Origin of the sequence: Pseudomonas sp. Z1-29, from assembly GCF_051131995.1 — a bacterium.
In the GTDB taxonomy this organism is placed as follows: domain Bacteria; phylum Pseudomonadota; class Gammaproteobacteria; order Pseudomonadales; family Pseudomonadaceae; genus Aquipseudomonas.
The window spans coordinates 132,134-155,513 of record NZ_CP071645.1 but is presented as its reverse complement, the minus strand read 5'-3'; the positions used below and the strand labels follow the sequence as shown (position 1 = coordinate 155,513).

General features: G+C 61.0%; 23 protein-coding genes. 15 read left to right on the top strand and 8 right to left on the bottom strand.

Features of this window, described 5'->3' with window-relative positions; translation table 11 throughout:
• Window positions 1–72 precede the first annotated feature (72 nt).
• Window positions 73–2,085, top strand: coding sequence for a M3 family metallopeptidase (locus J3P84_RS00735; protein ID WP_434627038.1), 2,013 nt, complete (start codon window positions 73–75; stop codon window positions 2,083–2,085).
• On the opposite strand, the gene J3P84_RS00730 is transcribed toward J3P84_RS00735, so the two are convergent.
• Window positions 2,061–2,741 carry a phosphatase domain-containing protein gene (locus J3P84_RS00730; RefSeq protein ID WP_434627036.1) on the bottom strand — a complete coding sequence of 227 codons (681 nt, stop codon included), beginning with the start codon at window positions 2,739–2,741 and terminating at the stop codon, window positions 2,061–2,063. The genes J3P84_RS00735 and J3P84_RS00730 overlap by 25 nt on opposite strands.
• A gap of 183 nt (window positions 2,742–2,924) precedes the next feature.
• On the opposite strand from J3P84_RS00730, the gene J3P84_RS00725 reads away from it, so the two are divergent.
• From J3P84_RS00725 to J3P84_RS00715, 3 genes are all read left to right on the top strand, one after another.
• The gene (locus J3P84_RS00725) at window positions 2,925–3,983 is read left to right on the top strand and encodes a PA0069 family radical SAM protein (protein ID WP_434627034.1); all 1,059 of its coding nucleotides are present in this window, start codon (window positions 2,925–2,927) and stop codon (window positions 3,981–3,983) included.
• A 201-nt stretch (window positions 3,984–4,184) separates the two neighbouring features.
• Complete coding sequence (locus J3P84_RS00720) at window positions 4,185–4,916, top strand: carbonic anhydrase (protein WP_305497838.1); 732 nt, start codon at window positions 4,185–4,187, stop codon at window positions 4,914–4,916.
• Window positions 4,917–5,006: 90 nt separating this feature from the next.
• Window positions 5,007–6,536 (top strand): SulP family inorganic anion transporter, encoded by a 1,530-nt coding sequence (locus tag J3P84_RS00715; protein ID WP_434627031.1) that lies wholly within the window; start codon window positions 5,007–5,009, stop codon window positions 6,534–6,536.
• A 154-nt stretch (window positions 6,537–6,690) separates the two neighbouring features.
• Here J3P84_RS00715 and J3P84_RS00710 read toward each other — a convergent pair whose 3' ends face one another.
• The gene (locus J3P84_RS00710) at window positions 6,691–7,341 is read right to left on the bottom strand and encodes a hypothetical protein (protein WP_434570825.1); all 651 of its coding nucleotides are present in this window, start codon (window positions 7,339–7,341) and stop codon (window positions 6,691–6,693) included.
• A gap of 374 nt (window positions 7,342–7,715) precedes the next feature.
• Between J3P84_RS00710 and coxB the strand changes: the two genes are divergently transcribed.
• The 4 genes from coxB to J3P84_RS00690 all read left to right on the top strand — a co-directional run bounded on the left by coxB (window position 7,716) and on the right by J3P84_RS00690 (window position 12,102).
• Window positions 7,716–8,843 carry a cytochrome c oxidase subunit II gene (coxB, locus tag J3P84_RS00705; protein WP_305497831.1) on the top strand — a complete coding sequence of 376 codons (1,128 nt, stop codon included), beginning with the start codon at window positions 7,716–7,718 and terminating at the stop codon, window positions 8,841–8,843.
• Window positions 8,844–8,925: 82 nt separating this feature from the next.
• A complete protein-coding gene (gene ctaD, locus J3P84_RS00700; RefSeq protein WP_305497829.1) occupies window positions 8,926–10,518 on the top strand; it encodes a cytochrome c oxidase subunit I in 1,593 nt (530 codons plus the stop codon).
• Window positions 10,519–10,635: 117 nt separating this feature from the next.
• Window positions 10,636–11,190, top strand: coding sequence for a cytochrome c oxidase assembly protein (locus J3P84_RS00695; RefSeq protein ID WP_434627028.1), 555 nt, complete (start codon window positions 10,636–10,638; stop codon window positions 11,188–11,190).
• 24 nt (window positions 11,191–11,214) lie between these two features.
• Window positions 11,215–12,102 (top strand): cytochrome c oxidase subunit 3, encoded by an 888-nt coding sequence (locus tag J3P84_RS00690; protein WP_305497825.1) that lies wholly within the window; start codon window positions 11,215–11,217, stop codon window positions 12,100–12,102.
• Window positions 12,103–12,126: 24 nt separating this feature from the next.
• Here the strand turns inward: J3P84_RS00690 and J3P84_RS00685 are convergent, their stop codons facing one another.
• Window positions 12,127–12,330 (bottom strand): twin transmembrane helix small protein, encoded by a 204-nt coding sequence (locus tag J3P84_RS00685; RefSeq protein WP_305497823.1) that lies wholly within the window; start codon window positions 12,328–12,330, stop codon window positions 12,127–12,129.
• A gap of 70 nt (window positions 12,331–12,400) precedes the next feature.
• On the opposite strand from J3P84_RS00685, the gene J3P84_RS00680 reads away from it, so the two are divergent.
• Genes J3P84_RS00680 through J3P84_RS00660 form a run of 5 tightly spaced genes read left to right on the top strand, consistent with a single transcriptional unit; the run spans window position 12,401 to window position 16,306 of the window.
• Complete coding sequence (locus tag J3P84_RS00680) at window positions 12,401–13,138, top strand: SURF1 family protein (protein ID WP_434627025.1); 738 nt, start codon at window positions 12,401–12,403, stop codon at window positions 13,136–13,138.
• Window positions 13,104–13,697 (top strand): hypothetical protein, encoded by a 594-nt coding sequence (locus J3P84_RS00675; protein ID WP_434570817.1) that lies wholly within the window; start codon window positions 13,104–13,106, stop codon window positions 13,695–13,697. Before J3P84_RS00680 ends, J3P84_RS00675 begins: the two co-directional genes overlap by 35 nt.
• Window positions 13,698–13,707: 10 nt before the next feature.
• Window positions 13,708–14,787 carry a COX15/CtaA family protein gene (locus J3P84_RS00670; RefSeq protein ID WP_434627022.1) on the top strand — a complete coding sequence of 360 codons (1,080 nt, stop codon included), beginning with the start codon at window positions 13,708–13,710 and terminating at the stop codon, window positions 14,785–14,787.
• A complete protein-coding gene (gene cyoE, locus J3P84_RS00665) occupies window positions 14,775–15,674 on the top strand; it encodes a heme o synthase (RefSeq protein WP_434627020.1) in 900 nt (299 codons plus the stop codon). The genes J3P84_RS00670 and cyoE overlap by 13 nt, the downstream gene beginning before the upstream one ends.
• Window positions 15,671–16,306: an SCO family protein gene (locus J3P84_RS00660; protein WP_434627018.1), complete on the top strand. Its 636-nt coding sequence runs from the start codon at window positions 15,671–15,673 to the stop codon at window positions 16,304–16,306. Before cyoE ends, J3P84_RS00660 begins: the two co-directional genes overlap by 4 nt.
• Before the next feature lie 233 nt (window positions 16,307–16,539).
• Here the strand turns inward: J3P84_RS00660 and J3P84_RS00655 are convergent, their stop codons facing one another.
• Entirely contained in the window at window positions 16,540–17,313 is a 774-nt protein-coding gene (locus J3P84_RS00655; RefSeq protein ID WP_434627016.1) for a helix-turn-helix domain-containing protein, read from the bottom strand.
• A gap of 88 nt (window positions 17,314–17,401) precedes the next feature.
• On the opposite strand from J3P84_RS00655, the gene J3P84_RS00650 reads away from it, so the two are divergent.
• Window positions 17,402–18,286, top strand: coding sequence for an alpha/beta fold hydrolase (locus J3P84_RS00650; RefSeq protein WP_434627014.1), 885 nt, complete (start codon window positions 17,402–17,404; stop codon window positions 18,284–18,286).
• Window positions 18,287–18,815: 529 nt separating this feature from the next.
• On the opposite strand, the gene J3P84_RS00645 is transcribed toward J3P84_RS00650, so the two are convergent.
• From J3P84_RS00645 to J3P84_RS00630, 4 genes are all read right to left on the bottom strand, one after another.
• On the bottom strand, window positions 18,816–19,628 hold the full coding sequence (locus tag J3P84_RS00645) for an alpha/beta fold hydrolase (protein WP_434627012.1): 813 nt from the start codon (window positions 19,626–19,628) through the stop codon (window positions 18,816–18,818).
• A gap of 43 nt (window positions 19,629–19,671) precedes the next feature.
• A complete protein-coding gene (locus tag J3P84_RS00640; RefSeq protein WP_434627010.1) occupies window positions 19,672–20,550 on the bottom strand; it encodes an alpha/beta fold hydrolase in 879 nt (292 codons plus the stop codon).
• Window positions 20,551–20,762: 212 nt separating this feature from the next.
• Window positions 20,763–22,076: an ATP-binding protein gene (locus J3P84_RS00635; protein WP_434627008.1), complete on the bottom strand. Its 1,314-nt coding sequence runs from the start codon at window positions 22,074–22,076 to the stop codon at window positions 20,763–20,765.
• The gene (locus J3P84_RS00630; protein ID WP_186710633.1) at window positions 22,073–22,813 is read right to left on the bottom strand and encodes a response regulator; all 741 of its coding nucleotides are present in this window, start codon (window positions 22,811–22,813) and stop codon (window positions 22,073–22,075) included. Before J3P84_RS00630 ends, J3P84_RS00635 begins: the two co-directional genes overlap by 4 nt.
• 254 nt (window positions 22,814–23,067) lie before the next feature.
• On the opposite strand from J3P84_RS00630, the gene J3P84_RS00625 reads away from it, so the two are divergent.
• On the top strand, window positions 23,068–23,334 hold the full coding sequence (locus tag J3P84_RS00625; protein ID WP_434627006.1) for a DUF2790 domain-containing protein: 267 nt from the start codon (window positions 23,068–23,070) through the stop codon (window positions 23,332–23,334).
• Window positions 23,335–23,380: the final 46 nt, after the last annotated feature.

Below are 23,380 nucleotides of genomic sequence, written 5' to 3'. Positions count from 1 at the left end.
ATATATACCGCAGGGCGCCCTGCCTTCCTCTTCAGACTGGTCCGACACGTCCAGACTGAAAGGAAGCTTTCCATGCCAAACGCTGATAACCCGCTACTGCAGGACTACGACCTGCCGCCCTTTTCGCGCGTCCAGGCCGAACACTTTTCCCCGGCCCTCGACCAGATAATCGCCGAAAGCCGCATCAAAGTTGCCGCGATCATTGCCAGCCAGACACCCTTCCCAACCTGGGACGACCTCGTCTTGGCAATGGATGAAATCCACACGCGGCTGGAGGGTTTCGGCTACTTGCTAAACCGCCTGGCCTCGACCCGGACAGGTGACGCCTGGAAGCAGGCCTCGCTCGATTGCGATGCACGGCTGTACGAATTTAAGGTCGGACTGGAACAAAACACCGAACTGTTCCAGCTCTACGAGCGCCTGGCGAACAGCGAAATAGCCGGAAATTTCGAACCGGCACGCAAGAGGGTCCTGGAAAAAAACCTGCGACAGTTTCGTGAAAACATGCCGATGACCACGGCGAGCGACCTGAGCCAGGTGCAAGTCCGTATTCGAAACGCCGAAGGTCTGTTTCTGGACCAGCTGGAGTCGGCCAACAACGCCTGGGACATCCTCATTGACGATGAGGCCCTGCTCAGCGGCTTGCCGGTGGCGTTCAAACAGCACATGGCCCACCTGGCCCGCAAGGTCGGGCGCACCGGATGGCTGCTGACTCTCAATGAAGAGTCGCATCGCATCGTCACCCACTATGCCGACAATCGCTCGTTACGCCAGCAGATCCACGTTGCCTATAACACCCGTGCGTCCGATCAAGGCCTGCAAGCCGGGCAATTCGACAATGGCAACGTCCTCAAGCAACTGCTGGACGACCGGCACGAGTATGCCAAGTTACTGGGCTACACGGATTACGCTCAATACGCGATCGCGTCGGAGCAGGCCGAGTCCACCGCAGAGGTCCTGGCTTTTCTGGACAATCAACTCCAGTCGCAGCAAAGCACCTTCCGCCTGGAGACCGATGAGCTCAAGGCCTTCGCCAGTGAACGAGGTCTCAGCGAGCCCGAACCTTGGGATTACTGGTACCTGGCGGAAAAAATTCGCCAGCGGGAGGCGGGCATCTCACAGCAGGCATTGAGTGTCTGGTTTCCATTGGAAGCGGTTTTTTCCAAGCTGCTGGTGATCGCGTCGAATCTATTCGCCGTGAACTTCATCGAACGCAAGGATGTGGCCAGCTGGGATCCTGACGTACGTCTTTTTGAGGTCACGGAGAGCGGAACGAGCATTGGTTATATCTATTTCGATCCGTTCAAATCTGATGATCGAGAAGGTTTCTCCTACACCACGACCATTCGCGACCGTCAGATTACCGCCGAAGGCGTGCTCCGACGCCCGATCGCCGCACTGCATGGCTGGCTGCCACGGGGCACAGCGGCGAACCCGACCTTGCTCGACCATCTGCAGCTACGCATCCTTGTCCATGAATTCGGCCATTGCCTGCATCAGGTCTTGAGCCAGGCAGCCTATCGCGACCTATCGGCGATCAATAAGTCATCCCGCGATACGGTCGAATTCGCCGGGTGTCTGCTGGAAAAATGGTGCTTCGCCAAGGATTTTCTGATCCGCGTATCGGCGCATCATCAAACCGGAGCAGCCTTGCCTGACGAGATGGCCGATCAGTTCATGAGGCTCATCAGCACTCAGGCCAGTTGGGAAACCGCCAACGAGTTGCGCAAGGCGCTGCTGGATTTCGAGTTGCATCGCACCCACGCCGATGGACGCAGCGTCCAGCAAGTCTTCCAGCAGGTCAGCGAAAAGACCCGCCACTTGCCGGTAATTGCCAATGCACGCCTGGCCAACGGGCTGGACTATATGGTGACGGGCTACGGCGCAAGAGTGTACGCCTACTCGTGGTCCAAGGCCCTGGCCGAGTCGGTTTTCCAGAGGTTCCAGCGCGACGGAATCTTTAAAGCGACGACCGGCAGGGCGCTTCGCGAACACATATTCGGGCCGGGCGACTCGCGGCCGTTATCCGAATCCATAAGCGCCTTCCTCAGCGCGACCAATCAGCGTGAAGGGGCCAATGACTGAGGATCGAGGTGACGCGCCGTGGTCGTTGAATTGACCCAGCCTTTCAACGAGCACAGCGCAAAGACGCTGGTACTGCAATCGCCGTCTCTCAAGGCAACACGGAGCTTCTCGACATCGGCTTGCATCATGTAGCGAACCCCGTCCTTGAAGTGATGGCTGTCGCCGAAACCGCCTTCGGTCATTTCCTCCAACGCGTCTTCCTTGCTCCAGCCCTGCACAACCACCCGGTACATGGCGGCCATCAAGCCGGTACGGTCCGAGCCATGCTTGCAATGCATGAGCACCGGCCCCCTGGCTTGCCCGTCCTGGATGGCGCGCAGGGCCTTGAGAACGTCGCTGTCGTCGACGTGATTGGTGCGATAGGGCAACTGCACTTGCTTGATGTCAGGCGCGGACAACCAGTTCGCGTCCGAATCAGGCAGAAAATTGATGACTGTGCCGATATCGAGTTTCGCCAACAGGGGCAAGGCACCGCCGTCCGGCAAGGAACTGCGATAGAGCGTAGGCGACATCTGGTAGAGGTCGTAGCGTTTTTCCACGGGCTGGGCCCATTCGCCGGGCCTGGCCTCGGCGCCGGTGGCGGCCTGGGCGGCGGAGTCGACCAGCGCGACGAGCAACGCCAGGCAAAGCAGGGAACGCAAACAGAGCTTGAGCATGGGGAGCAACCGCCGACCAAGGATTTTGAAGTCGTCAGTTTCGGTTCGCCTCGGTTAAAAGCCTGTGAGCAAGACGTCAAAGCGCCGTGAACCAGGGCCTGCGTTTCCTGAACCGCCAAACGGCACTGGCTTGAATCGACGGCAGCGAATACTGTATGCGCATACAGCTTTCGGAGTATTCCCATGTCCGTCTCACTTCCGCCCCGTGGCCGCGGCACCGCCACCAACCCGCACAACCGCTTCGCGCCGAGCCGTTCGGTGGCCGAGGACGATGGCTGGTATCAGGAAGTGCCGCCGACCCAGGGCACCGAGGTGCGCATCGAAACGGCCAAGACCATCATCACTCGAAACACCTCCACGGATATCCCTTTCGATCGTTCGATCAATCCTTATCGCGGCTGTGAACACGGCTGCATCTACTGCTATGCGCGCCCCAGCCATGCCTACTGGGACATGTCGCCCGGGCTGGATTTCGAAACCAGGCTGATCGCCAAGACCAACGCCGCCGATGTGCTGGAGGAGCAGTTGTCCCGGCGCGGCTATCAATGCGCGCCGATTGCCCTGGGTTCCAATACCGATCCCTACCAGCCGATCGAACGCGAACAGCGCATCACCCGGCGGATTCTCGAAGTGCTGCTGCGCTATCGGCACCCGGTGACGATTGTTACCAAGGGCTCGCTGATCCTGCGCGACCTCGACCTGCTGACCGAACTGGCAGAGCAACGCCTGGTACATGTGATGATCAGCCTCACCACGCTGGACGACGAACTCAAGCGCATCCTCGAACCCCGCGCGGCGGCGCCGAAGGCCCGGTTGCGGGCGATAAAGGTCATGCGCGAGGCGGGCATCAACGTCGGCGTGCTGTGCGCGCCGATGATCCCGATGATCAATGACAGCGAGATTGAAAGCCTGCTGGCCGAAGCCCAAGCTGCCGGTGCACAGAATGCCGCCTACGTCATGTTGCGCCTGCCGCTGGAAGTGGCGCCGCTGTTCGAGGAGTGGTTGCAGGCGCACTACCCGCAGCGCGCCGCCCATGTCCTGAGCCTGGTGCGCCAGAGTCGCGGCGGCGAATTGTATGACAGCCGGTTTGGCGTGCGGATGCGCGGCGAAGGCCCGTTCGCCGACCTGCTGGCCCAGCGCTTCGCCAAGACGCTCAAGCGTTTGGGCCTGAACCGACGAGATGGTTACAATCTTGACTGCGATGCCTTCTGTCCGCCCGGCCGACAGATGTCGTTGATTTGATTAAAGTTGACCTTGGAACGGGCACTGGACATGAGCTGCGCCAGTGTTTCGCCACCCCTGGAATCGTTGTCCTAGAGCCTTCGATTCAGTTTGAGTTAAGTTTCGGCCGCTACCTTGTTCAGCGAGTGACTGACGGGTCGAGCTTCGATCCGGATGTTTTTTAACCAGCCACTGGCGTCGTAACCGTCAAGAGGATGAATCATGAGTGACAAGGATAAACAGCCGTTGGCTGCGTCGGCTTCAGCCCAACCCGAGGCGGAAACCGCCGATGCAGCGCTGCAGCACATTGTTGACGGCTTTTTGCATTTCCATCACGAGATCTTTCCCCAACAGGAAGAACTCTTCAAGAAACTCGCCACCGCCCAGAAACCCCGGGCGATGTTCATCACCTGCGCCGATTCGCGCATCGTGCCTGAGCTGATCACCCATAGCTCCCCAGGCGACCTGTTCGTGACCCGTAACGTCGGCAACGTCGTTCCACCGTACGGACAAATGAACGGCGGCGTTTCCACCGCCATTGAATACGCCGTGCTGGCCCTGGGTGTGCAACATATTATCGTTTGCGGCCATTCCGATTGCGGCGCCATGCGTGCGGTGCTCAACCCCGACACCCTGGAAAAAATGCCGACAGTCAAGGCCTGGCTGCGCCACGCCGAAGTCGCCAAGACCATGGTCCACGACAACTGCCCGTGCGGTGACGAAAAGCAGACCATGCCCGTCCTCACCGAAGAGAACGTGATCGCCCAGTTGCAGCATTTGCGAACGCACCCTTCGGTGGCCTCTCGCATGGCCAGCGGCCAGTTGTTCATCCATGGCTGGGTGTACAACATCGAGACCAGCGAGATCAAAGCCTTTGATGCGGACCAGGGTTGTTTCCTGCCGCTCGATGGCAGCCATCCGATACCGGTGGCGACGCCCAAAGCGCGCTTCTAACCGCTCCTAAACATCCTTGTGTGGTCGAGCCTCCCGCCATTTGCGCGGGCGGGCCTCGCCATGCCTGAAGAAAATTTCGGGAGAGTCGCCATGCGTGCTGCTCAATTAAAAGCTGTTCTGCCACGGGAGCTCCTGGCTTCGGTGGTTGTATTCCTGGTGGCGCTGCCCTTGTGCATGGGCATTGCCATTGCATCGGGCCTGCCACCCGCCAAAGGCCTGATTACCGGTATCGTTGGTGGCTTGATCGTGGGCTTCCTGGCTGGCTCCAAGCTGCAAGTCAGCGGCCCGGCGGCCGGTTTGGCGGTGCTGGTCTTCGAACTGGTGCGCCAGCATGGCGTCGCAATGCTCGGGCCGATCCTTTTGCTGGCCGGGCTGCTGCAACTGCTGGCCGGGCGTTTTCGCCTCGGTTGCTGGTTCAGGGTCACCGCGCCTGCCGTGGTGTACGGCATGCTGGCCGGTATCGGTGTGCTGATCATCTTGTCCCAGGTCCATGTGATGCTTGACGCGGCGCCCAAGCCTTCCGGGCTGGATAACCTGGCGGCGTTCCCGGCGGCAGTGGCCCAGGCTTTACCTTCGTTCGGCTGGCAGGCCGGTTTGCTCGGCCTGTCGACGATCGCAGTGATGTGGCTGTGGGAAAAGTTTCGCCCCCATAGCCTGCGCTTCGTTCCTGGCGCCCTGCTCGGCGTGGGCCTGGCAACGGTTGCCAGCCTGCTGCTGGCGTTGCAGGTCAAGCGCGTGGAGGTCCCGGAAAACATGGCCGAAGCCATCGACTGGCTGCGCCCGGCGGATTTGCTGAACCTGGCCGACCCCTCCGTGTTGATCGCCGCGTTCGCGGTCGCTTTCATCGCCAGTGCGGAAACCTTGCTCTCGGCGGCTGCCGTCGATCGCATGCACAGCGGCGAGCGGGCGGATTTCGATCGGGAACTGTCCGCCCAAGGTGTCGGTAACATGCTTTGTGGCCTGCTCGGCGCCTTGCCAATGACCGGCGTGATCGTACGCAGTTCGGCCAACGTCCAGGCCGGCGCGACCACACGAATGTCAACGATCTTCCACGGCCTGTGGTTGTTGCTCTTCGTGCTGCTGCTGTCCAGCGTGCTGCAAAGCATCCCGGTGGCGAGCCTGGCGGGTGTGCTGGTCTACACCGGTTTCAAACTGGTGGATATCAAGGCGTTCCGTGGCCTGGGCCGTTATGGCCGGATGCCGATGTTCACCTACGCCGCGACGGCGCTGGCGATCATCTTCACCGACCTGCTGACCGGCGTGCTGATCGGTTTTGGCCTGACCCTGGTGAAACTGGCGTGGAAAGCCTCGCGCCTGAAGATCAGCCTGATCGACTTGCCCCAGGACGGCGAGATGGAACTGCGCTTGGTGGGTGCGGCGACCTTCCTCAAGGTTCCAGCCCTGACCCAGGTGCTGAACACCATTCCCGAAGGCGCAACGGTGCATGTGCCGCTCAACAACCTGAGCTATATCGACCATTCCTGCCTGGAATTGCTCGAAGAATGGAGCCGGGCGAATGCCAGCAAGGGTTCGAAGTTGTTGATCGAATCGCGCGGGCTCAAGCGCCGGTTGGAAGGACGCTTGCGCACGACCGTGGGGGTTGGCGCAACAGCTGGCTGACCCCGCTTCGCCAGCGCTCATGATGAGCAACACAGACCCCATGTGGGAGCGAGCCTGCTCGCGAAAGCGGTGTTTCAGTCGACATGATGTTGAATGATCAACCGCTTCGCGAGCAGGCTCGCTCCCACAAGGGTTTTGGGTTTTTCCTGAAGGATCAAGCAGCCGGCTGATCCAGCTCCAGCCCGACGCCCAAGCGGCGGGACATGCAGGGCCAGCGCTTCCAGGCTGCGCCGGTTTCCGGGCTGCTGAGCTTCTCGCGGTAGGTTTCCACCGACTCCAGTGCAAACGTCTCGTCGTTGAGCATCTCGTCGAACGCGTGATGCACCACCTCATCGAGTTGGTTGGCAAATTCCTCACCGATCAACTGATGGGCAATCAGATTGGCAACCGTCATGTCCAAGGGGATCAGCGGCTGGCCGAAATGCTTGATGTACAGGTCGTTGACCTCCTCGACAAACCGGTGCGCCAGATAGGCTTCGTCGAGCAGGCTGTTGAGCCCGACATGCCCGGCCATGATCGTCGGAGGCTGGAGGAAATACTGCTCGGCAATTTTCAGTACGGGCTTGATCTGCGACTCGATACCCGCCTCCCTGGCGACGTCATTGGCTGCATCCAGCAGGTCAGGCACTTCGTTGATATAGGCTGCGACAAACCGCGCCAGAACGTCGTTGGCGTTCGCGTCCGGGAGCTGAATGGCGGGGTGCAGCGTCGGTAACTGGGCCGTCAGCTGACGACTCAGCAGGCCGGTCTCGGCCTCGTGCTGTTGGGCTTTTTGGATCTGCTCGCGCAATGCGGCGGTGTTCATGACAACTCCAGGAAACAACAGGCAATGAAATAGGAATGACATAACTTAGCTGGCGCATAAAAACTCCTAAGACCTATTTTTCATAACTGCCTCATCCTTGATACGTCGCCGTTATATCGGTTTGCCATCACTCTGCTGCGCATCCTTCTCCATTCGTGGGCTCTGGCGCAAGTCCCAGCTGTTTCAAACGATTTACGCCGTCGCGTTGCGAGGTTGCGGGTGCTGTCTATACTCGGTTTGGAATGGAGTTAGCCGATGACACCCGATTGCATGTGCAGCAAGGCGCGGCGAGTCAAGTAAGCAGTCTGGAATGCCGATCCCTTGCCGCAGGCGTTACGCCTACGGGATAACAAGAACGATAAGGGGAACCCGCAATGACGCGACATCCACACGTATGGATGGGCCTCCTGTTGTGGTCGATTTTCAGCCAGGCGCAAGCGGCCTGGACTGTGAATATGGCGCCTGGAGCGACACAGATCAGCAACGCAGTGTTCGACCTGCACATGACCATCTTCTGGATCTGTGTGGTCATTGGCATCATCGTCTTCGGCGCCATGTTCTGGTCGATGATGATGCACCGCCGCTCAACCGGGCAGAACGCCGCCCACTTCCACGAAAACACCCGCGTGGAAATCCTCTGGACCATCGTGCCCTTCCTGATCCTGGTGGCCATGGCGGTTCCCGCCACCGCCACGCTGATCAAGATGTACGACTCCAGCGAATCGGAGATCGATGTCCAGGTCACCGGCTACCAATGGAAGTGGCACTACAAATACCTGGGCCAGGACGTCGAGTTCTTCAGCAACCTGGCCACGCCTGCCGAACAGATCCACAACCAGAGCACCAAGGGCGAGCACTACCTGCTTGAAGTCGACAAGCCGCTGGTGCTGCCAGTTGACGCCAAGGTGCGCTTCCTGGTGACCTCCGCCGACGTGATCCACTCGTGGTGGGTGCCGGCCTTCGCCGTCAAGCGCGACGCCATTCCGGGGTTCGTCAACGAAGCCTGGACCCGCGTCGACAAGCCCGGCATTTATCGCGGCCAGTGCGCCGAGCTGTGCGGCAAGGACCATGGTTTCATGCCGATCGTGGTCGAGGTCAAGAGCAAGCCCGACTACGAAAAATGGCTGGGCGAACGCAAGGCCGAAGCCGCGCAGCTCAAAGAGCTGACCAGCAAGGAATGGACCCTGGAAGAACTCAAGGAACGTGGCGACAAGGTCTACCACACCACTTGCGTGGCCTGTCACCAGGCCGAAGGCCAGGGCCTGCCGCCGATGTTCCCGGCGCTCAAGGGTTCGAAAATCGCCACCGGGCCAATCAAGGATCACTTGAACATTGTCTTCCACGGCAAGCCCGGCACCTCCATGGCCGCGTTCGGCAAACAGCTATCGGAAGTCGATATCGCCGCGGTAGTGACCTATGAGCGTAACGCCTGGGGCAACAACAAGGGCGACATGGTTACGCCTAAAGAAGTGCTGGAACTCAAACAGGCAGAAAGCCAATGAGCCGCCCTGACGTCTGTTCCCGCAACCGGTCGGGGCTCGTTGCCCCGCGCCGACCAGCCCATTCGTTCGAAGGAGACAGGACATGAGTGCTGTGATCGATGACCACGGTCATGCCGGCGCCGACCACGCCCACGGCCCCGCCAAGGGCCTGATGCGCTGGGTACTGACCACCAACCACAAGGACATCGGCACGCTGTACCTGTGGTTCGCGTTCTCCATGTTCCTGCTGGGCGGCTCGTTCGCCATGGTGATCCGCGCCGAGCTGTTCCAGCCCGGCCTGCAGATCGTGCAGCCGGAATTCTTCAACCAGATGACCACCATGCATGGCCTGGTGATGGTCTTCGGCGCGGTGATGCCGGCCTTCGTCGGCCTCGCCAACTGGATGGTCCCGCTGATGATCGGCGCGCCGGACATGGCCCTGCCGCGGATGAACAACTTCAGTTTCTGGCTGTTGCCGGCGGCGTTCCTGATGCTGGTCTCCACCCTGTTCACACCGGGCGGCGGACCGAACTTCGGCTGGACCTTCTACGCGCCGCTGTCCACCACCTATGCGCCGGAAAGCGTGACGTTCTTCATCTTTGCCATCCACCTGATGGGCATCAGCTCGATCATGGGCGCGATCAACGTGGTCGCCACCATCCTCAACCTGCGCGCCCCCGGCATGACACTGATGAAGATGCCGCTGTTCGTCTGGACCTGGCTGATCACCGCTTTCCTGCTGATTGCGGTGATGCCGGTGCTGGCCGGCTGCGTGACGATGATGCTGATGGACATCCACTTCGGCACCAGCTTCTTCAACGCCGCCGGTGGCGGTGACCCGGTGCTGTTCCAGCATGTGTTCTGGTTCTTCGGCCACCCCGAGGTGTACATCATGATCCTGCCGGCCTTCGGTGCCGTCAGCTCGATCATCCCGGCATTCTCGCGCAAGCCGCTGTTCGGCTACACCTCGATGGTCTACGCCACGGCGGCCATTGCCTTCCTCTCGTTCATCGTCTGGGCGCACCACATGTTCGTGGTCGGCATCCCGCTGGTGGGCGAACTGTTCTTCATGTACGCCACCCTGCTGATCGCCGTGCCCACCGGGGTGAAGGTGTTCAACTGGGCGAGCACCATGTGGCAAGGCTCGCTGACCTTCGAGACACCGATGCTGTTTGCCGTGGCGTTCGTGATCCTGTTTTCCATCGGCGGTTTCTCCGGGCTGATGCTGGCTATCGCGCCGGCGGACTTCCAGTACCAGGACACCTACTTCGTGGTCGCGCATTTCCACTACGTGCTGGTGCCTGGTGCGATCTTCGGGATTTTCGCCTCGGCCTACTACTGGCTGCCGAAATGGACCGGCCACATGTACGACGAAACCCTCGGCAAGCTGCACTTCTGGCTCTCGTTCATCGGCATGAACATGGCGTTCTTCCCGATGCACTTCGTCGGCCTGGCGGGCATGCCCCGGCGGATTCCCGACTACAACCTGCAGTTCGCCGATTTCAACATGGTCTCGTCCATCGGCGCCTTCATGTTCGGCACCACGCAGATCTTCTTCCTGTTCATCGTGATCAAGACCATCCGTGGCGGTGAACCGGCGCCGGCCAAACCGTGGGATGGCGCCGAAGGGCTGGAATGGAGCGTGCCGTCGCCGGCGCCATATCACACCTTCACCACGCCGCCGGAAGTGAAATGAACACGCCAGCTTCGGTGGGAGCGAGCCTGCTCGCGAAAGCGGTATGCCTGGCACACCGCGTCGCATCTTTCGCGAGCAGGCTCGCTCCCACAGGGTTCTCGGTGAGGAGCGCAGGCCATGGCTGACTCGATCTCGCTGAAAAAACTGGTCACCCGCCTGTTGCTGGTGGTGGTGGCCATGTTTGCCTTCGGGTTTGCCCTGGTGCCGATCTACGACGTGATGTGCAAGGCGTTCGGCATCAACGGTAAAACGGGCGGGCAGTACACGGGCGAGCAAACCGTTGATGAGTCGCGGCAGGTCCGGGTGCAGTTCTTGTCGACCAACTCGGTGGACATGGTCTGGGACTTCTACCCAAGGGGTGACCAGTTGGTGGTCAAGCCGGGGGCGGTCAACGAGATGGTGTTCATCGCCCATAACCCCACCGATCGGCCGATGAGCGCCCAGGCGGTTCCGAGCATTTCGCCGAGCAACGCTGCGGCCTATTTCCACAAGACCGAATGTTTCTGTTTTACCCAGCAAGTGCTGCAACCCGGCGAACGCATCGAAATGCCCATGCGCTTCATCGTCGACCGGGACATGCCCAAGGAAGTGAAGCACCTGACGCTGTCCTACACGCTGTTCGATATCACCGCTCGTCATCCACCGGTGGCTGTAAACAACACTGACCGATAGCGTGCCCGATAAGGAGAACAATAAATGGCAACTCATGAGCACTATTACGTTCCGGCCCAGAGCAAATGGCCGATCATCGCCACGGTCGGGATGTTCGTCACGGTGTATGGCTTGGCGACCTGGTTCAACGACCTGAAAGCGGCGCGCCCGGATTCCCACGGCCCGCTGATTTTCTTCGTCGGCGGCCTGCTGCTGGCCTACATGCTGTTCGGCTGGTTTGGCGCGGTCATCAAGGAAAGCCGCGCCGGGCTCTACAGCGCACAGCTCGATCGCTCATTCCGCTGGGGCATGAGCTGGTTCATCTTTTCCGAGGTGATGTTCTTCGTCGCCTTCTTTGGCGCGCTGTTCTACGTGCGCGTGGTGTCGGCCCCCGGCCTGGCCGGCGAAGGCAGCAAGGGCCTGTCGGAAATGCTCTGGCCGAACTTCGAATACGTCTGGCCGTTGCTGAACAACCCCGATCCGAAACTCTTTCCGGCGCCCAAGGACGTCATCAGCCCGTGGGGCTTGCCGCTGCTCAACACGATCCTGCTGGTCAGCTCCAGCGTCACCGTCACCATCGCCCACCATGCCCTGAAGAAAGGTCATCGCGGCGCGCTGAAAATCTGGCTGGCGATCACCGTGCTGCTGGGTTGCGCCTTCCTGGGTTTCCAGGCCGAGGAATACATCCACGCCTACAAGGAACTGGGCCTGACCCTGGGCTCGGGGATCTATGGCGCGACGTTCTTCATGCTCACCGGCTTCCACGGCGCCCACGTCACCATCGGCACGATCATTCTGTTCGTGATGCTGATGCGCATCATGCGCGGGCATTTCGACAACGAGCATCAGTTCGGCTTCGAGGCCGCGAGCTGGTATTGGCACTTCGTCGATGTGGTGTGGATCGGCTTGTTCTTCTTCGTCTACATACTCTGAGGCAACCGTTATCAGGGCGGCTTTTTACCAAGGAGCATGGGACACCAACTGGCCGCTGAAAAAGCCCCAGGCGATCAAGCCGACGGTGACGACGGCCAGGCTGACACGAATCGCCAGGGCGATGACCAGGCGATTGGAATTGCTGTCGTCCTTGACCAGAAAAAACAAGCCGCTGAACAGGCTGGCAATCGTGGCGATCAGCATCAGGACGATGGCTGCTTTTAGCATCAGAAACACTCCGGGGGAACGCGATGCACGTGAGTATAGCTATCCCGTTCTACAGCTTTCGGCCGGCGTCATGAAAGGGTTCCGGCCGGGCCTCGTGCCGTCGCTGGTGGTGGCCGTGCTGGTGCCGGTGATGGTGTGCCTGGGGTTCTGGCAATTGAGCCGGGGCGAGCAGAAACGCCTGCTCATGGACACCTACGCCGAGCGGCGCGTGGCCAAGCCGATGGACAGCGTGGAGCTTTCGCAAACAACGGATCCGGCCTTTCGTCTCGTCAGCCTGCACGGCCAGTTCGACGCCGAACACAGCCTGCTGCTGGATAACCGCCAGCACGACGGCAAGGTCGGCGTCGAACTGCTGCAACCGTTCCTCGACCACGCCAGCGGGCTGTGGTTGCTGGTCAATCGCGGCTGGCTGCCCTGGCCTGATCGCCGTACGCCGCCAGTCTTCAATACGCCCGAGCAACCCATCGACCTGCAAGCCTGGGTCTACGTCGCGCCCGGCGCCACGTTCCAACTGCACGCCGACCCGGCCAGCGCCCCGTGGCCGCGGCTGGTCACCGCTATCGAACCGCAGAAGCTCTGGGCCGAACTGGGCCGCGGCGGCTTCGCCTACGAATTGAGACAACAAAGCGGCCCTGGCGCCTACCGGACCGATTGGCCGGTGGTTGCCATGGGCCCGGAAAAACACCTTGGTTATGCCGTGCAGTGGTTCGCCATGGCGGCGGCGCTGTTCGGCCTTTTCCTTTATCTCGGATGGCACAACGCAGGGAGACACCATGGGAAGCACCATGAATCCAACCAACATGTCTGACGCGCCCGACGCACGAAGCCGGCGCAAGGGACGCGTGCAATTGCTGTTGATTGTGCTGGGCGTGGTCGGCCCGATGATCCTCGCCACCGGCATGTACAAGTTCCAGTTCTGGGTTCCGGACAGCCGCAGCTATCACGGCGAGTTGATCGGCAACGGCCAGTCCCGCGCGGACATCGGCGTGCAGGCCGACGAGCAGCGCTGGCAGATCCTGGTAACGGCGCCGCAGGAGTGCTCGGTGGATTGCCGGCAACTGGTGTACCTGGCCCGGCAGGTGCAGATCGGCCTGGGCCGCGAGGCCGGCCGCGCCAGCCATGCCCTGGCGATAGCGCAACCGCTGGAGGCGGAATACGACGCCCAACTGCAGCGCGAATATCCGCAACTACAACGTTATCCGCTGGACCTGCCGGCCTATCAGAAAGGCGCCCAGGGCTCCGGCGGCGCCCAGTTGTGGATCATCGACCCCCACAGCAACCTGGTGCTGCGCTACGACGCCCGGGTCAAGGGCAAAGACCTGCTCAACGACCTGCGCCACCTGCTGAAATTGTCCAACATCGGATAAGGGCATCGACATGGCCAAGCCTGGATTTCGCCTCGCGCTGTTTGCCACGTTGCTGGCATTGATTGTCGTACTGTTGGGCGCCTACACCCGCCTGACTCACGCCGGCCTCGGTTGCCCCGATTGGCCCGGTTGCTACGGTTTCATCAGCGTGCCCAAGGGCGAAGCCCAACTGGCCCATGCCGAGTTGCATTTTCCCGACACCCCGGTGGAAGCCCATAAAGGCTGGAACGAAATGGTCCATCGCTATTTCGCCGGTGCGTTGGCACTGATGATTGCCGCGCTGGCCGCCCGCGCCTGGACAAACCGCCGCCACCCCGGCCTGCCATTAAAACTGCCGCTGTTCCTGCTGGCGGTGGTGTTCGCCCAAGCGGCGTTCGGCATGTGGACCGTCACGCTCAAGCTCTGGCCGCAAGTCGTCACCGGGCATTTGCTGGGCGGGTTCGCGACGTTGAGCCTGCTGTTTTTGCTCACGCTGAGATTGTCCGGTGTGTTGCCGGCGCTGACCGTGCCCAAGCGCCTGCAACACTGGGCCACGGCTGGGCTGTTGCTGGTGATCGGCCAGATCGCCCTGGGCGGTTGGGTCAGCTCCAATTACGCCGCGGTGGCCTGTATCGACTTTCCTACCTGCCACGGCCAATGGATGCCGCCCGCCGATTTCGCCAATGGCTTCCACCTGACCCAGCACATCGGCCCGAATTACCTCGGTGGGCAACTGGACAGCGACGCCCGCACCGCCATCCATGTAACCCACCGCATCGGCGCCTTGCTGGTGACGGTGGTGCTGCTGGGGCTGGCCTGGCAGCTCAAGACTGTGGGCATGACCCGACTGGCGGGACTGGTCCTCGCCGCACTCGCAGCGCAAATTACCCTGGGTATAAGCAACGTCGTGTTTCATCTGCCGCTGCCGGTGGCGGTGGCCCATAACGCTGGGGGCGCCGCGCTGTTGCTGAGCCTGGTGCTGGTCAACTACCACGCCCGGACCAGCCTGGTCCGGGTACGGCATCAGGTCCCGCTGCGCTGGCGCTTCAATCCGCCTGAACACGGCGTCGGCCCCATCACGATCAAAGGAGAGATGCCATGGCAACCCTGACCGGTACACGCAACAGCCAGGCGATCTGGCGCGATTACCTGGAGCTGACCAAACCCAAGGTGGTGGTGTTGATGCTGATCACCTCGCTGGTCGGCATGTTCCTCGCGACCCGTGCCGGAGTGCCCTGGACGGTGCTGGTGTTCGGCAATCTGGGAATTGCGCTGTGCGCCGGTGGCGCGGCGGCGGTCAACCACGTGGTGGACCGGCGTATCGACGCGGTGATGGCGCGCACTCACAAGCGGCCATTGGCCGAGGGCCGGGTCTCGCCGGCCGCCGCGCTGACGTTCGCCCTGGCACTGGCGCTGGCCGGTCAGGCACTGCTGCTGGTGTTCACCAATCCGCTGACCGCCTGGCTGACCCTGGCCTCGCTGCTCGGCTACGCGGTGATCTACACCGGGTTTCTCAAGCGCGCGACGCCTCAGAACATCGTCATTGGCGGCCTCGCAGGCGCAGCGCCACCGTTGCTGGGCTGGGTCGCGGCCACCGGTCACGTCAGCGCCGAACCGTTGCTGCTGGTGTTGATCATCTTCGCCTGGACGCCACCACATTTCTGGGCCCTGGCGATCCATCGCAAGGAGGAATACGCCAAGGCTGATATCCCGATGCTGCCGGTGACCCACGGCGAGCACTACACCAAGATCCATATCCTGCTGTACACCCTGGTGCTGCTGGCGGTCAGCCTGATGCCGTTCGTGATCCAGATGAGCGGGTTGCTGTACCTGGCGTGCGCGCTTGTACTGGGCGCCAGGTTCCTGCAATGGGCCGTGGTGCTGTACCGTGGCAGTCGGCCGCACGCGGCGATCAACACGTTCAAGTACTCTATCTGGTACTTGTTCCTGCTGTTCATCGCCCTGCTTGTAGATCACTACTTACTGTTGAGCCTATGACCCGAACCCAGAAAACCGTCTTCATCCTCGTGGCCGTGATCGCACTGATTCTCGGCCTGACCATCAATAAAGTGCTGTCTGGCAAAGGCCAGGGCGACCCGACCGCACTGATTGACGCTGGCATCATCCTGCTGCCGCAAAGCCGCAACCTGCCGGACGTGAAAATGACCGACCAGGACGGCCAACCAGTGACGATGAACGAGCTGAAAGACAAATGGAGCCTGCTGTTCTTCGGCTACACCTTCTGCCCGGACATCTGCCCGACCACCCTCGCCCAGCTGCGCCAGATCAAGAGCGAGCTGCCGCCCGAGGCGGTGGCCAAGTTGCAGATCGTGCTGGTGAGCGTCGACCCGAACCGCGACACGCCCAAGCAACTCAAGCAGTACCTGGGTTACTTCGACCCGCAGTTCATCGGCCTGACCGCCGCCTCGGTGCAAGACCTGCAAAAACTCGCCAACGCGGTAAGCATCCCGTTCATCCCGGCGGACACCAGCAAGCCCAACTACACCGTCGACCACAGCGGCAACCTCGCCGTCATCGGCCCGGACGGCACCCAACGCGGGTTTATTCGGGCGCCGATGAATAATCAGAAGTTGGTGGCGCAGTTGCCGGAGATGCTGAAACACAAATAAACGATGCAAGACCTGTGGCGACGGAGCTTGCTCCCGCTCGGTTGCGCAGCAGCCGCAAGACCGGACGATACGGTTTGCCTGAAGAAATGCGGGGGCCTGCTGCGCAGGCCAGCGGGAGCAAGCTCCCTCGCCACAAAAGCTGCTCTGCGCCAGGTCGCTTTACAGACCCTGACTCTGTTCTTGATGGTGGCTTTGAGATCGACGCAATGTGTAGCGAGGATCATAAAGGCTGTTCACAGGCGATTGGAAAAGAGGATGCGTAGATCATCGCCAGCAAGCACGTCAGTCGGCTTGACCCCCAGTAGCTTGCGGCAACTGTTGCTGAAGTGGGCTGAGTCGCTGAACCCCGCCATCTGCGCGGCTTCGGTGAGCGATAGCCCCTGGCTGACAAAACTGACCAGCGCGCGCAGACGCAGCCACACCCGGTAGCGCCTCAGCGGCAGCCCCATGGCCTGGTTGAACAGTGCAGAAAGGCGGCTTGGCGACAGACAAACGAGGGCCGACAGTTCCTGGGTGGTGAAATTGCGCTGGGGCTGCGCCTGCATCGCATCCAGCACCTTGAGTACCCGTGGGTCTGCGTAGTTCGACTCGCCCGTATCGGGCAGCAAGCGCATGGCGATTTGCCCGAGAAGGGCTTCGCCTTCCTGCACATCGCGGCCCGTCAACCCTTTGAGTTCCGTCAGCCAGTTGCCAGCGCTCGGCCCGGGATCGCTCAAGTGCTCGGTAGATAGGTTGTAACGCAGCAGCAACTGCTGATAGAGGCGGCTCTGTTTCTCAAAGAACAACACCGCCACAGATTGCCCGGCAAACGCCAAAGCATGCGCGACACCTGCTGGCACGAATAACTGATCGTAACGCTGCCATGGGCTTGCGTCGGTGCCCCGTGCCTGAATCGGCGCCTGTAACCCGAGGCATAGAGCGCTGGCGCTATGTCGATGGAGGCTGATGTCGGGTAGCGGCCCGACATACAGGGTGAGCTGATTGCCCAGGATCAAAAAACTCTGCACGGCGTCCTCAAGTCAGTTGGTTCTTACAAGTCGCTCGCCCTGTCTGCCACTACATTGGCCGAAACTCCACAGCACTTGAGGCAGCACAATGAATGCATACGCCAGCGGCTTTCTTGCCGCGCCGCATCAATTCATCAGTATCGAAGGGCTGCGTTTTGGTTATCGCGACTGTGGAACAGGTCCGGTACTGCTGATGCTGCACGGCTGGCCACTTAATGGCGATACCTTTGCGCCGTTGGTCGATGCGCTTGCCTCAGGCTTTCGTTGCATTGTGCCGGATCTCCCTGGCGCAGGCATGACAGCTTGGTCAACAGAACATGATCTGAGCCCCGCCGGCCAGGCGCGTTTGCTCCAGGGTTTACTTGCGGCCTTGGGCATTGCGCAGGGCTATAGCCTGTTGGGTAATGACAGCGGCGGTATCGCCGCCCGCTACCTTGCACTTTGGGACGCCGGCCGCGTGGCCAAGTTGATTCTGCTCAATAGCGAAATACCTGGGCATCGCGCACCCAACCAGCGTCTGTACAAACAACTGGCGCGTTGGTTACCGGGATACGGCGCGCTTGCTCGCATCCAGCTAAGAAGTGCTGCCTATCTGTGTTCGAAGCGGGGGTTTGGCGGAACGCTCTACGATCACCAGCACTTGCTCGGCAGCTTTCATCGGCGCTTTATCGCGCCGCTGATCCAGTCCGCGCAGAGCATGGAGCAAGCCCGGTGCGCCTTTATCGCAGTGCTTGATTGGCCGCAGCTCGATGCCTTGAGCCGCCTTCATGGCCAGATCGAGGCGCAGACCTTGCTGATCTGGGGGCGGCAGGACGATACCTTCCCTGAGCCGTATGCCATTGAGATGAGCCGAAGCTTTGCCAACCTTGCCGGCTTTATCAGCATCGACAAGGCCAAGTTGTATGTTCATGAAGACCAACCAGAGCAGGTGATTCAACACCTCAAGGTCTTTCTGCTGGCAAAGCAGGAGTAGGGGAAAGCGATATCGGAGCTGGGCTCCTGGTTCGCCGACTTTGGCTTAAGCACACCCAGAGTGAAGCGCAGAGCGGTGACTGCCGGTCAGTTAAGCCACAAACCTGTGGGAGCAAAGCTTGCTCGCGATGACGCCAGCCCAGACACCGCCCGTGGCGAGGGAGCTTGCTCCCGCTCGGCTGCGCAGCAGTCGCAAAACCGGGCGATGCGGTTTGCCTGGAGGAATGCAGGGGCCTGCTGCGCAGGCCAGCGGGAGCAAGCTCCCTCGCCACAGGGGGTTGTGTCGAACCGAATACCGAGCCCAAGGCTGCACACTGCGCGCCGCCATGGTGAGTGACCTGACATTTGGTCTGGATGGATCGAGGCGTCATGTGGCGCAGAGTACTAGCCGCTGATTGAGCTGAGGTCGTGGAACCGCGGCAATAGTATTTATGCCCCAACGAAAAAACCCGGCCACCTGTGCCGGGTTTTTGGTTCTTCTCGAAGACAAACGGATGAGGCTTTTAGGTCAGTCGCCCCGCTTTACGCGGTCATCCTTTGGAACTGGCCTGCGCCGCTTCAATGATCAACTCCGCGACTTTCTGCGGGTTGGAGGTCATCACCACATGGGAAGCCCCTTGAACGGTGACAGTCTTCTTCGAGCCCGCGCGTTCGGCCATGAACTTCAGGGCGGCCTCGGGGATGTTCTTGTCCGCCGAGCCGTAGATGAACCAGGACGGCAGTTTTTTCCAGGCCGGGTCGCCAGACGCTTCCTTCAATGCAGCCTCGCTGATTGGGCGTTGTGTCGCGGCCATCAGGGCGGAGTCCGCCGCTGCGACGTCGGCGGCAAACTGCTGGCCGAATTTGTCCTGCTGGATGTAGAGATCCTTATTGCCGTCGTCCAACTGCACCGGAGCAGCCAAGGTCGGGCCAAGGGTGCCGCCAGGGTAGCGACCGGACAGTTCGATGGCGGTTTCGCCTCTGTCCGGCGCGAAGGCCGCGACGTAGACAAGCGCCTTGACCTTGGGGTTGTCGTGCACGGCGTTGGTGATCACGGCGCCGCCGTAGGAATGACCTACCAGGATCACCGGGCCGGCGGTTTGCTCGACGATATCAGCGACGTAATCGGCGTCCTGCTTCACGCCCCGCAGCGGGTTGGCCGCGGCAACGACCGGATAACCCTGGGTCAGCAACTGGGCGGCAACGCCATTCCAGCTGGACGATTCGGCGAATGCGCCATGCACCAGCACGATGGTGGGCTTGGCGGCATCGGGTTGCGCGGCGGTTGCGCTTTGGACGGATGCGAGTGCCAGCGCAGCGGTGATGGTGACGGCCAACAGCGATTTGATAGTGAGCATGATCATTCCTTTTTTCATTGATTGGAGGGGTGACGCTGCAGCGATGGGTTCACTTGGCCAGGAAGTCCAACAGATCCTGGTTGAGTCGGTCCTTGTGGGTGTCGGTCAGGCCGTGCGGGGCGCCCGGATAGACGATCAACTCGGCGTTCTGCACCAGCTCGGCGGCGGCATGGGCGGAGGCGTCAATCGGGACGATCTGGTCATCGTCGCCATGCACGATCAGTGTCGGCACGTCGAACCTGGCCAGGTCGGCGCGGAAGTCTGTCGCCGAGAACGCTGCGATGCAGTCATAGGTGTTTTTGTGGCCCGCTTGCATGCCCTGCACCCAGAACGAATCGATCAGCCCTTGGGAGACTTTCGCCCCGTCGCGGTTGAAGCCGAAGAACGGCCCAGACGCAATGTCGCGATACAGCTGTGAGCGGTTGTCCAGCGAGGCCCTGCGCAGGCCGTCGAACACCTCGATCGGCAAGCCGCCTGGGTAGTCTTCGGTCTGGAGCATCATCGGCGGAACGGCGCTGATCAGTGCGGCCTTCTTCACCCGGTCGGTGCCGTGGCGGCCGATGTAGCGGGTGATTTCGCCACCACCGGTCGAGAAGCCCACCAGGGTCACGTCGTTAAGGTCCAGTGTGTTGATCACAGCGGCCAGGTCATCGGCATAGTGATCCATGTCGTTGCCTTCCCACGGCTGGCTGGAACGGCCATGGCCGCGGCGGTCGTGGGCGATCACTCGATAGCCTTGGTCCGCCAGGAACAGCATCTGCGACTCCCAGCTATCCGAATTCAGCGGCCAGCCATGGCTGAAGGTGACGACTGGCCCATCTTTCGGACCCCAGTCCTTGTAATACAGCTGTACGCCGTCCTGGGTGGTGATATAGCTGCCGGCCTGGGCTTGGTTGGCTGCTTGAGCGCGTTGGGACTGGGTATTCATCGCAAGATCTCCTTAGGTCAGGGCTCGCCATTCGGGGGATCCGATGGCGAGTTGATGGGGAGAATTCTTGCAGCGGCATGTATACCGGAAATGTTCGACACCCGGCCGTTATGCGTTTTTTTGCGTATGTAGATGCGCTGGATACAGTGGCTTACAAATGCATGCCGATGATCCGGCAGTAGCGGCTGCACGTGACGTGCAGCCAGCTCGGCCTACTGATCGACGCCGAAGTCGAGGGTCACGCAAAGACCGCCGCCGTCGCGGTTGCGCAGGCTCAGTGAGCCACCAATCGCGACGGTCAACTGTTGAGCGATGGCAAGCCCCAGGCCGGTGCCGCCAGAGCTGCGGTTGCGTGAGCTTTCCACCCGGTAGAACGGCTTGACCACCTCTGCCAGGATTTCCTCGGGAATGCCCGGCCCTCGGTCGAGCACACTGATGGAAACGCCCGTGCTCGCATCGCCGTGGATTTCCACCTCGGCGGTGCCGGCGTACTTCAGCGCGTTATCCACCAGATTCACCAGAACACGCCGCAGGGCATGGGGCCTTGTCTCGATGATCGCGCCGTTCTGGCCGCGCAGACTGACCTCGCGGCCGGTGTCCTGATAGTCACACACCAGGCTGTCGAGGAAAGAATCCAGACTGATGCGGCAACTGGTCTCCGTCGCACCATGGACACTGCGCGCATAAGCGACACCCTCGCGCACCAGGTGCTCGATTTCGTTCAGGTCGTTGCCCAGTTTGTCTTTCTCCACCGAGTCGTCCATGAACTCCGCGCGCAGCTTCATGCGCGTGATGGGCGTCTGCAAGTCGTGGGAAATCGCCGCAAGCAAATGCATGCGCTCTTTCAGGTAAGCGGCAATGCGCGCCTGCATGCTGTTGAAGGCCCGGGCGGCGTAGGCCACTTCCCGTGGACCGGTTTCGTCCAACGGCACGGGATGGGCATTCGGGTCGAGGTTCTCGACCGCCTCGGCCAGTCGACTGAGCGGGCGTATCGCGATCCGCACGGCAAGCCAGGTGCAGCCGATCATCAACAGCAACTGACCGACCAGGGCAAAGGGCAACCAGGGCGACAACGGCCTGACCGAGGGACGCACATCGATGGTCACCGGGCTGCCGTCAGCCAATCGCACCTGGGCTTGGAAATGCTGGCGTGGACCAGGGATCTCGACAATGGTCAGGTCATAGTTGCGGCCCAGCGAGACTTGAAGGGATTGCGCCGCCGTCGCCGCGAGATCGTTCGAAGTGAGCGGAATGCCGGGATCATGTTCGCGCAGCAAATAGTCATAGTTGCGACGCTGCAGACGTTTGGTCCATTCCAGGCGTTCGGCGGCCGGCAGACGGTCGAGGATGGCGATGGAGGTCGCCGTGTCGTGCTCGAAATTGCCCAACATCGCCGTCTTGGTGCTTTCGTAGCGTTCGTAGTACTGGGCTGCGAACGTCAGGGCCTGGGCCAGTATCAAGCCGACAAGGAACACCAGCCACAGCCGCGAGGCCAGCGTGCGGGGCCATTGCAACGCGAGTTTCATGCCTGCTCCTCAAGCATTTCCACCGCAAAGGTAAAGACGTACCCTTCGTTGCGCACCGTCTTCAAGTAGAGCGGCTCGCGAGCGTCATCCAACAAGCGCTGGCGCACGCGGCTGACCAGCAGGTCAATGGAACGGTCGAAAATGTCGGCGTCACGGCCCTGCGTCAGGTTGAGCAACTGGTCGCGGCTCAACACCCGCTGCGGATGATCGAGAAAAACCCGCAGCAGCCGGTACTCGGCGCCGCTCAGCGAGACCAGCGTGTCGTCTTCATCGAGCAGATGGCGGGCAGTGGTGTCGAGGCGCCAGCGGCCGAACTTGAGCATCCGACCGCTTTCGGTCACGACAAAGTTCGGCGGCAGCATGCGGGTGCGCCGCAGCACCGCGTTGATGCGCGCGAGCAGCTCACGGGCCGCGAAGGGTTTGGCCAGATAGTCATCGGCGCCCATCTCCAGGCCAATGATGCGGTCAGTCTCGTCGCTGCGAGCCGTCAGCATCAGCACCGGTGTCGCCTTATGCTTGCCGGCGCGCAGTTCCCGGCACAGCAGCAGCCCATCATCCCCCGGCATCATGATGTCGAGCACGATCAGATCCACCTGATTGGCTTCGAGAAAGGCCCGCATCTGACGGCCATCGGCGACCACGGTGGTGCGCAGGCCATTCTTCACCAGGTAATTGCCGACCAGCTCCCTGATTTCCCGATCATCATCCACGATCAATACGTGATCGACATGTTCCATGCCCTGCTCTCCGAAATGCGCGCATCGATTGCGCAGTGTGACGATGCCCGGTTGCCGGTTGGCTACGCACCGTGCGTTCAGCTTATCCAGCCTTGGATCAAGCCAGAGCCAAGCAAAAACAGTGGCGATTGTATCGATCTGTATCGCAATTCACCTCAGATACGTAACGCATCCAACCACGGCGTTTTTCGACACAGCCGAGATACCTCACGGGCTTTAAATGAGCGCCATCAACTCATTGAAGGGAAACGACCATGAACCTGAAGACCATCGCGACTGCTTGCCTGATCACCGCTCTGAGCGCCGGCGCATTACCCGCCTTGGCCCAGGACAAAGCAACCAGCGAAAGCTATTCCTACGGCACCCACCTGGACATCGACAAAGTGGTCTCGCTGACCGAAGACAGTGGCCAGACCTGCGGGTTGGTGAATGCGCAAATCACCTACCTTGATTCGATGGGTGAGCGGAAAACCCTGACGTATCTCAAGCACGCGGCCAGTTGCAACAATGAGGGGAGCTGAGGGGTGGTTCGGGGGGGGGGGGACGACCAGAAGCTGCTCGTTGCTA

Bases quoted from the DNA above. Each gene is read 5' to 3' on its own strand.
- J3P84_RS00735 (WP_434627038.1), top strand. From the start codon at position 73: ATGCCAAACGCTGATAACCCGCTACTGCAGGACTACGACCTGCCGCCC.
- J3P84_RS00730 (WP_434627036.1), bottom strand. From the start codon at position 2,741: ATGCTCAAGCTCTGTTTGCGTTCCCTGCTTTGCCTGGCGTTGCTCGTC.
- J3P84_RS00725 (WP_434627034.1), top strand. From the start codon at position 2,925: ATGTCCGTCTCACTTCCGCCCCGTGGCCGCGGCACCGCCACCAACCCG.
- J3P84_RS00720 (WP_305497838.1), top strand. From the start codon at position 4,185: ATGAGTGACAAGGATAAACAGCCGTTGGCTGCGTCGGCTTCAGCCCAA.
- J3P84_RS00715 (WP_434627031.1), top strand. From the start codon at position 5,007: ATGCGTGCTGCTCAATTAAAAGCTGTTCTGCCACGGGAGCTCCTGGCT.
- J3P84_RS00710 (WP_434570825.1), bottom strand. From the start codon at position 7,341: ATGAACACCGCCGCATTGCGCGAGCAGATCCAAAAAGCCCAACAGCAC.
- coxB (WP_305497831.1), top strand. From the start codon at position 7,716: ATGACGCGACATCCACACGTATGGATGGGCCTCCTGTTGTGGTCGATT.
- ctaD (WP_305497829.1), top strand. From the start codon at position 8,926: ATGAGTGCTGTGATCGATGACCACGGTCATGCCGGCGCCGACCACGCC.
- J3P84_RS00695 (WP_434627028.1), top strand. From the start codon at position 10,636: ATGGCTGACTCGATCTCGCTGAAAAAACTGGTCACCCGCCTGTTGCTG.
- J3P84_RS00690 (WP_305497825.1), top strand. From the start codon at position 11,215: ATGGCAACTCATGAGCACTATTACGTTCCGGCCCAGAGCAAATGGCCG.
- J3P84_RS00685 (WP_305497823.1), bottom strand. From the start codon at position 12,330: ATGCTAAAAGCAGCCATCGTCCTGATGCTGATCGCCACGATTGCCAGC.
- J3P84_RS00680 (WP_434627025.1), top strand. From the start codon at position 12,401: ATGAAAGGGTTCCGGCCGGGCCTCGTGCCGTCGCTGGTGGTGGCCGTG.
- J3P84_RS00675 (WP_434570817.1), top strand. From the start codon at position 13,104: ATGGGAAGCACCATGAATCCAACCAACATGTCTGACGCGCCCGACGCA.
- J3P84_RS00670 (WP_434627022.1), top strand. From the start codon at position 13,708: ATGGCCAAGCCTGGATTTCGCCTCGCGCTGTTTGCCACGTTGCTGGCA.
- cyoE (WP_434627020.1), top strand. From the start codon at position 14,775: ATGGCAACCCTGACCGGTACACGCAACAGCCAGGCGATCTGGCGCGAT.
- J3P84_RS00660 (WP_434627018.1), top strand. From the start codon at position 15,671: ATGACCCGAACCCAGAAAACCGTCTTCATCCTCGTGGCCGTGATCGCA.
- J3P84_RS00650 (WP_434627014.1), top strand. From the start codon at position 17,402: ATGAATGCATACGCCAGCGGCTTTCTTGCCGCGCCGCATCAATTCATC.
- J3P84_RS00645 (WP_434627012.1), bottom strand. From the start codon at position 19,628: ATGATCATGCTCACTATCAAATCGCTGTTGGCCGTCACCATCACCGCT.
- J3P84_RS00640 (WP_434627010.1), bottom strand. From the start codon at position 20,550: ATGAATACCCAGTCCCAACGCGCTCAAGCAGCCAACCAAGCCCAGGCC.
- J3P84_RS00635 (WP_434627008.1), bottom strand. From the start codon at position 22,076: ATGAAACTCGCGTTGCAATGGCCCCGCACGCTGGCCTCGCGGCTGTGG.
- J3P84_RS00630 (WP_186710633.1), bottom strand. From the start codon at position 22,813: ATGGAACATGTCGATCACGTATTGATCGTGGATGATGATCGGGAAATC.
- J3P84_RS00625 (WP_434627006.1), top strand. From the start codon at position 23,068: ATGAACCTGAAGACCATCGCGACTGCTTGCCTGATCACCGCTCTGAGC.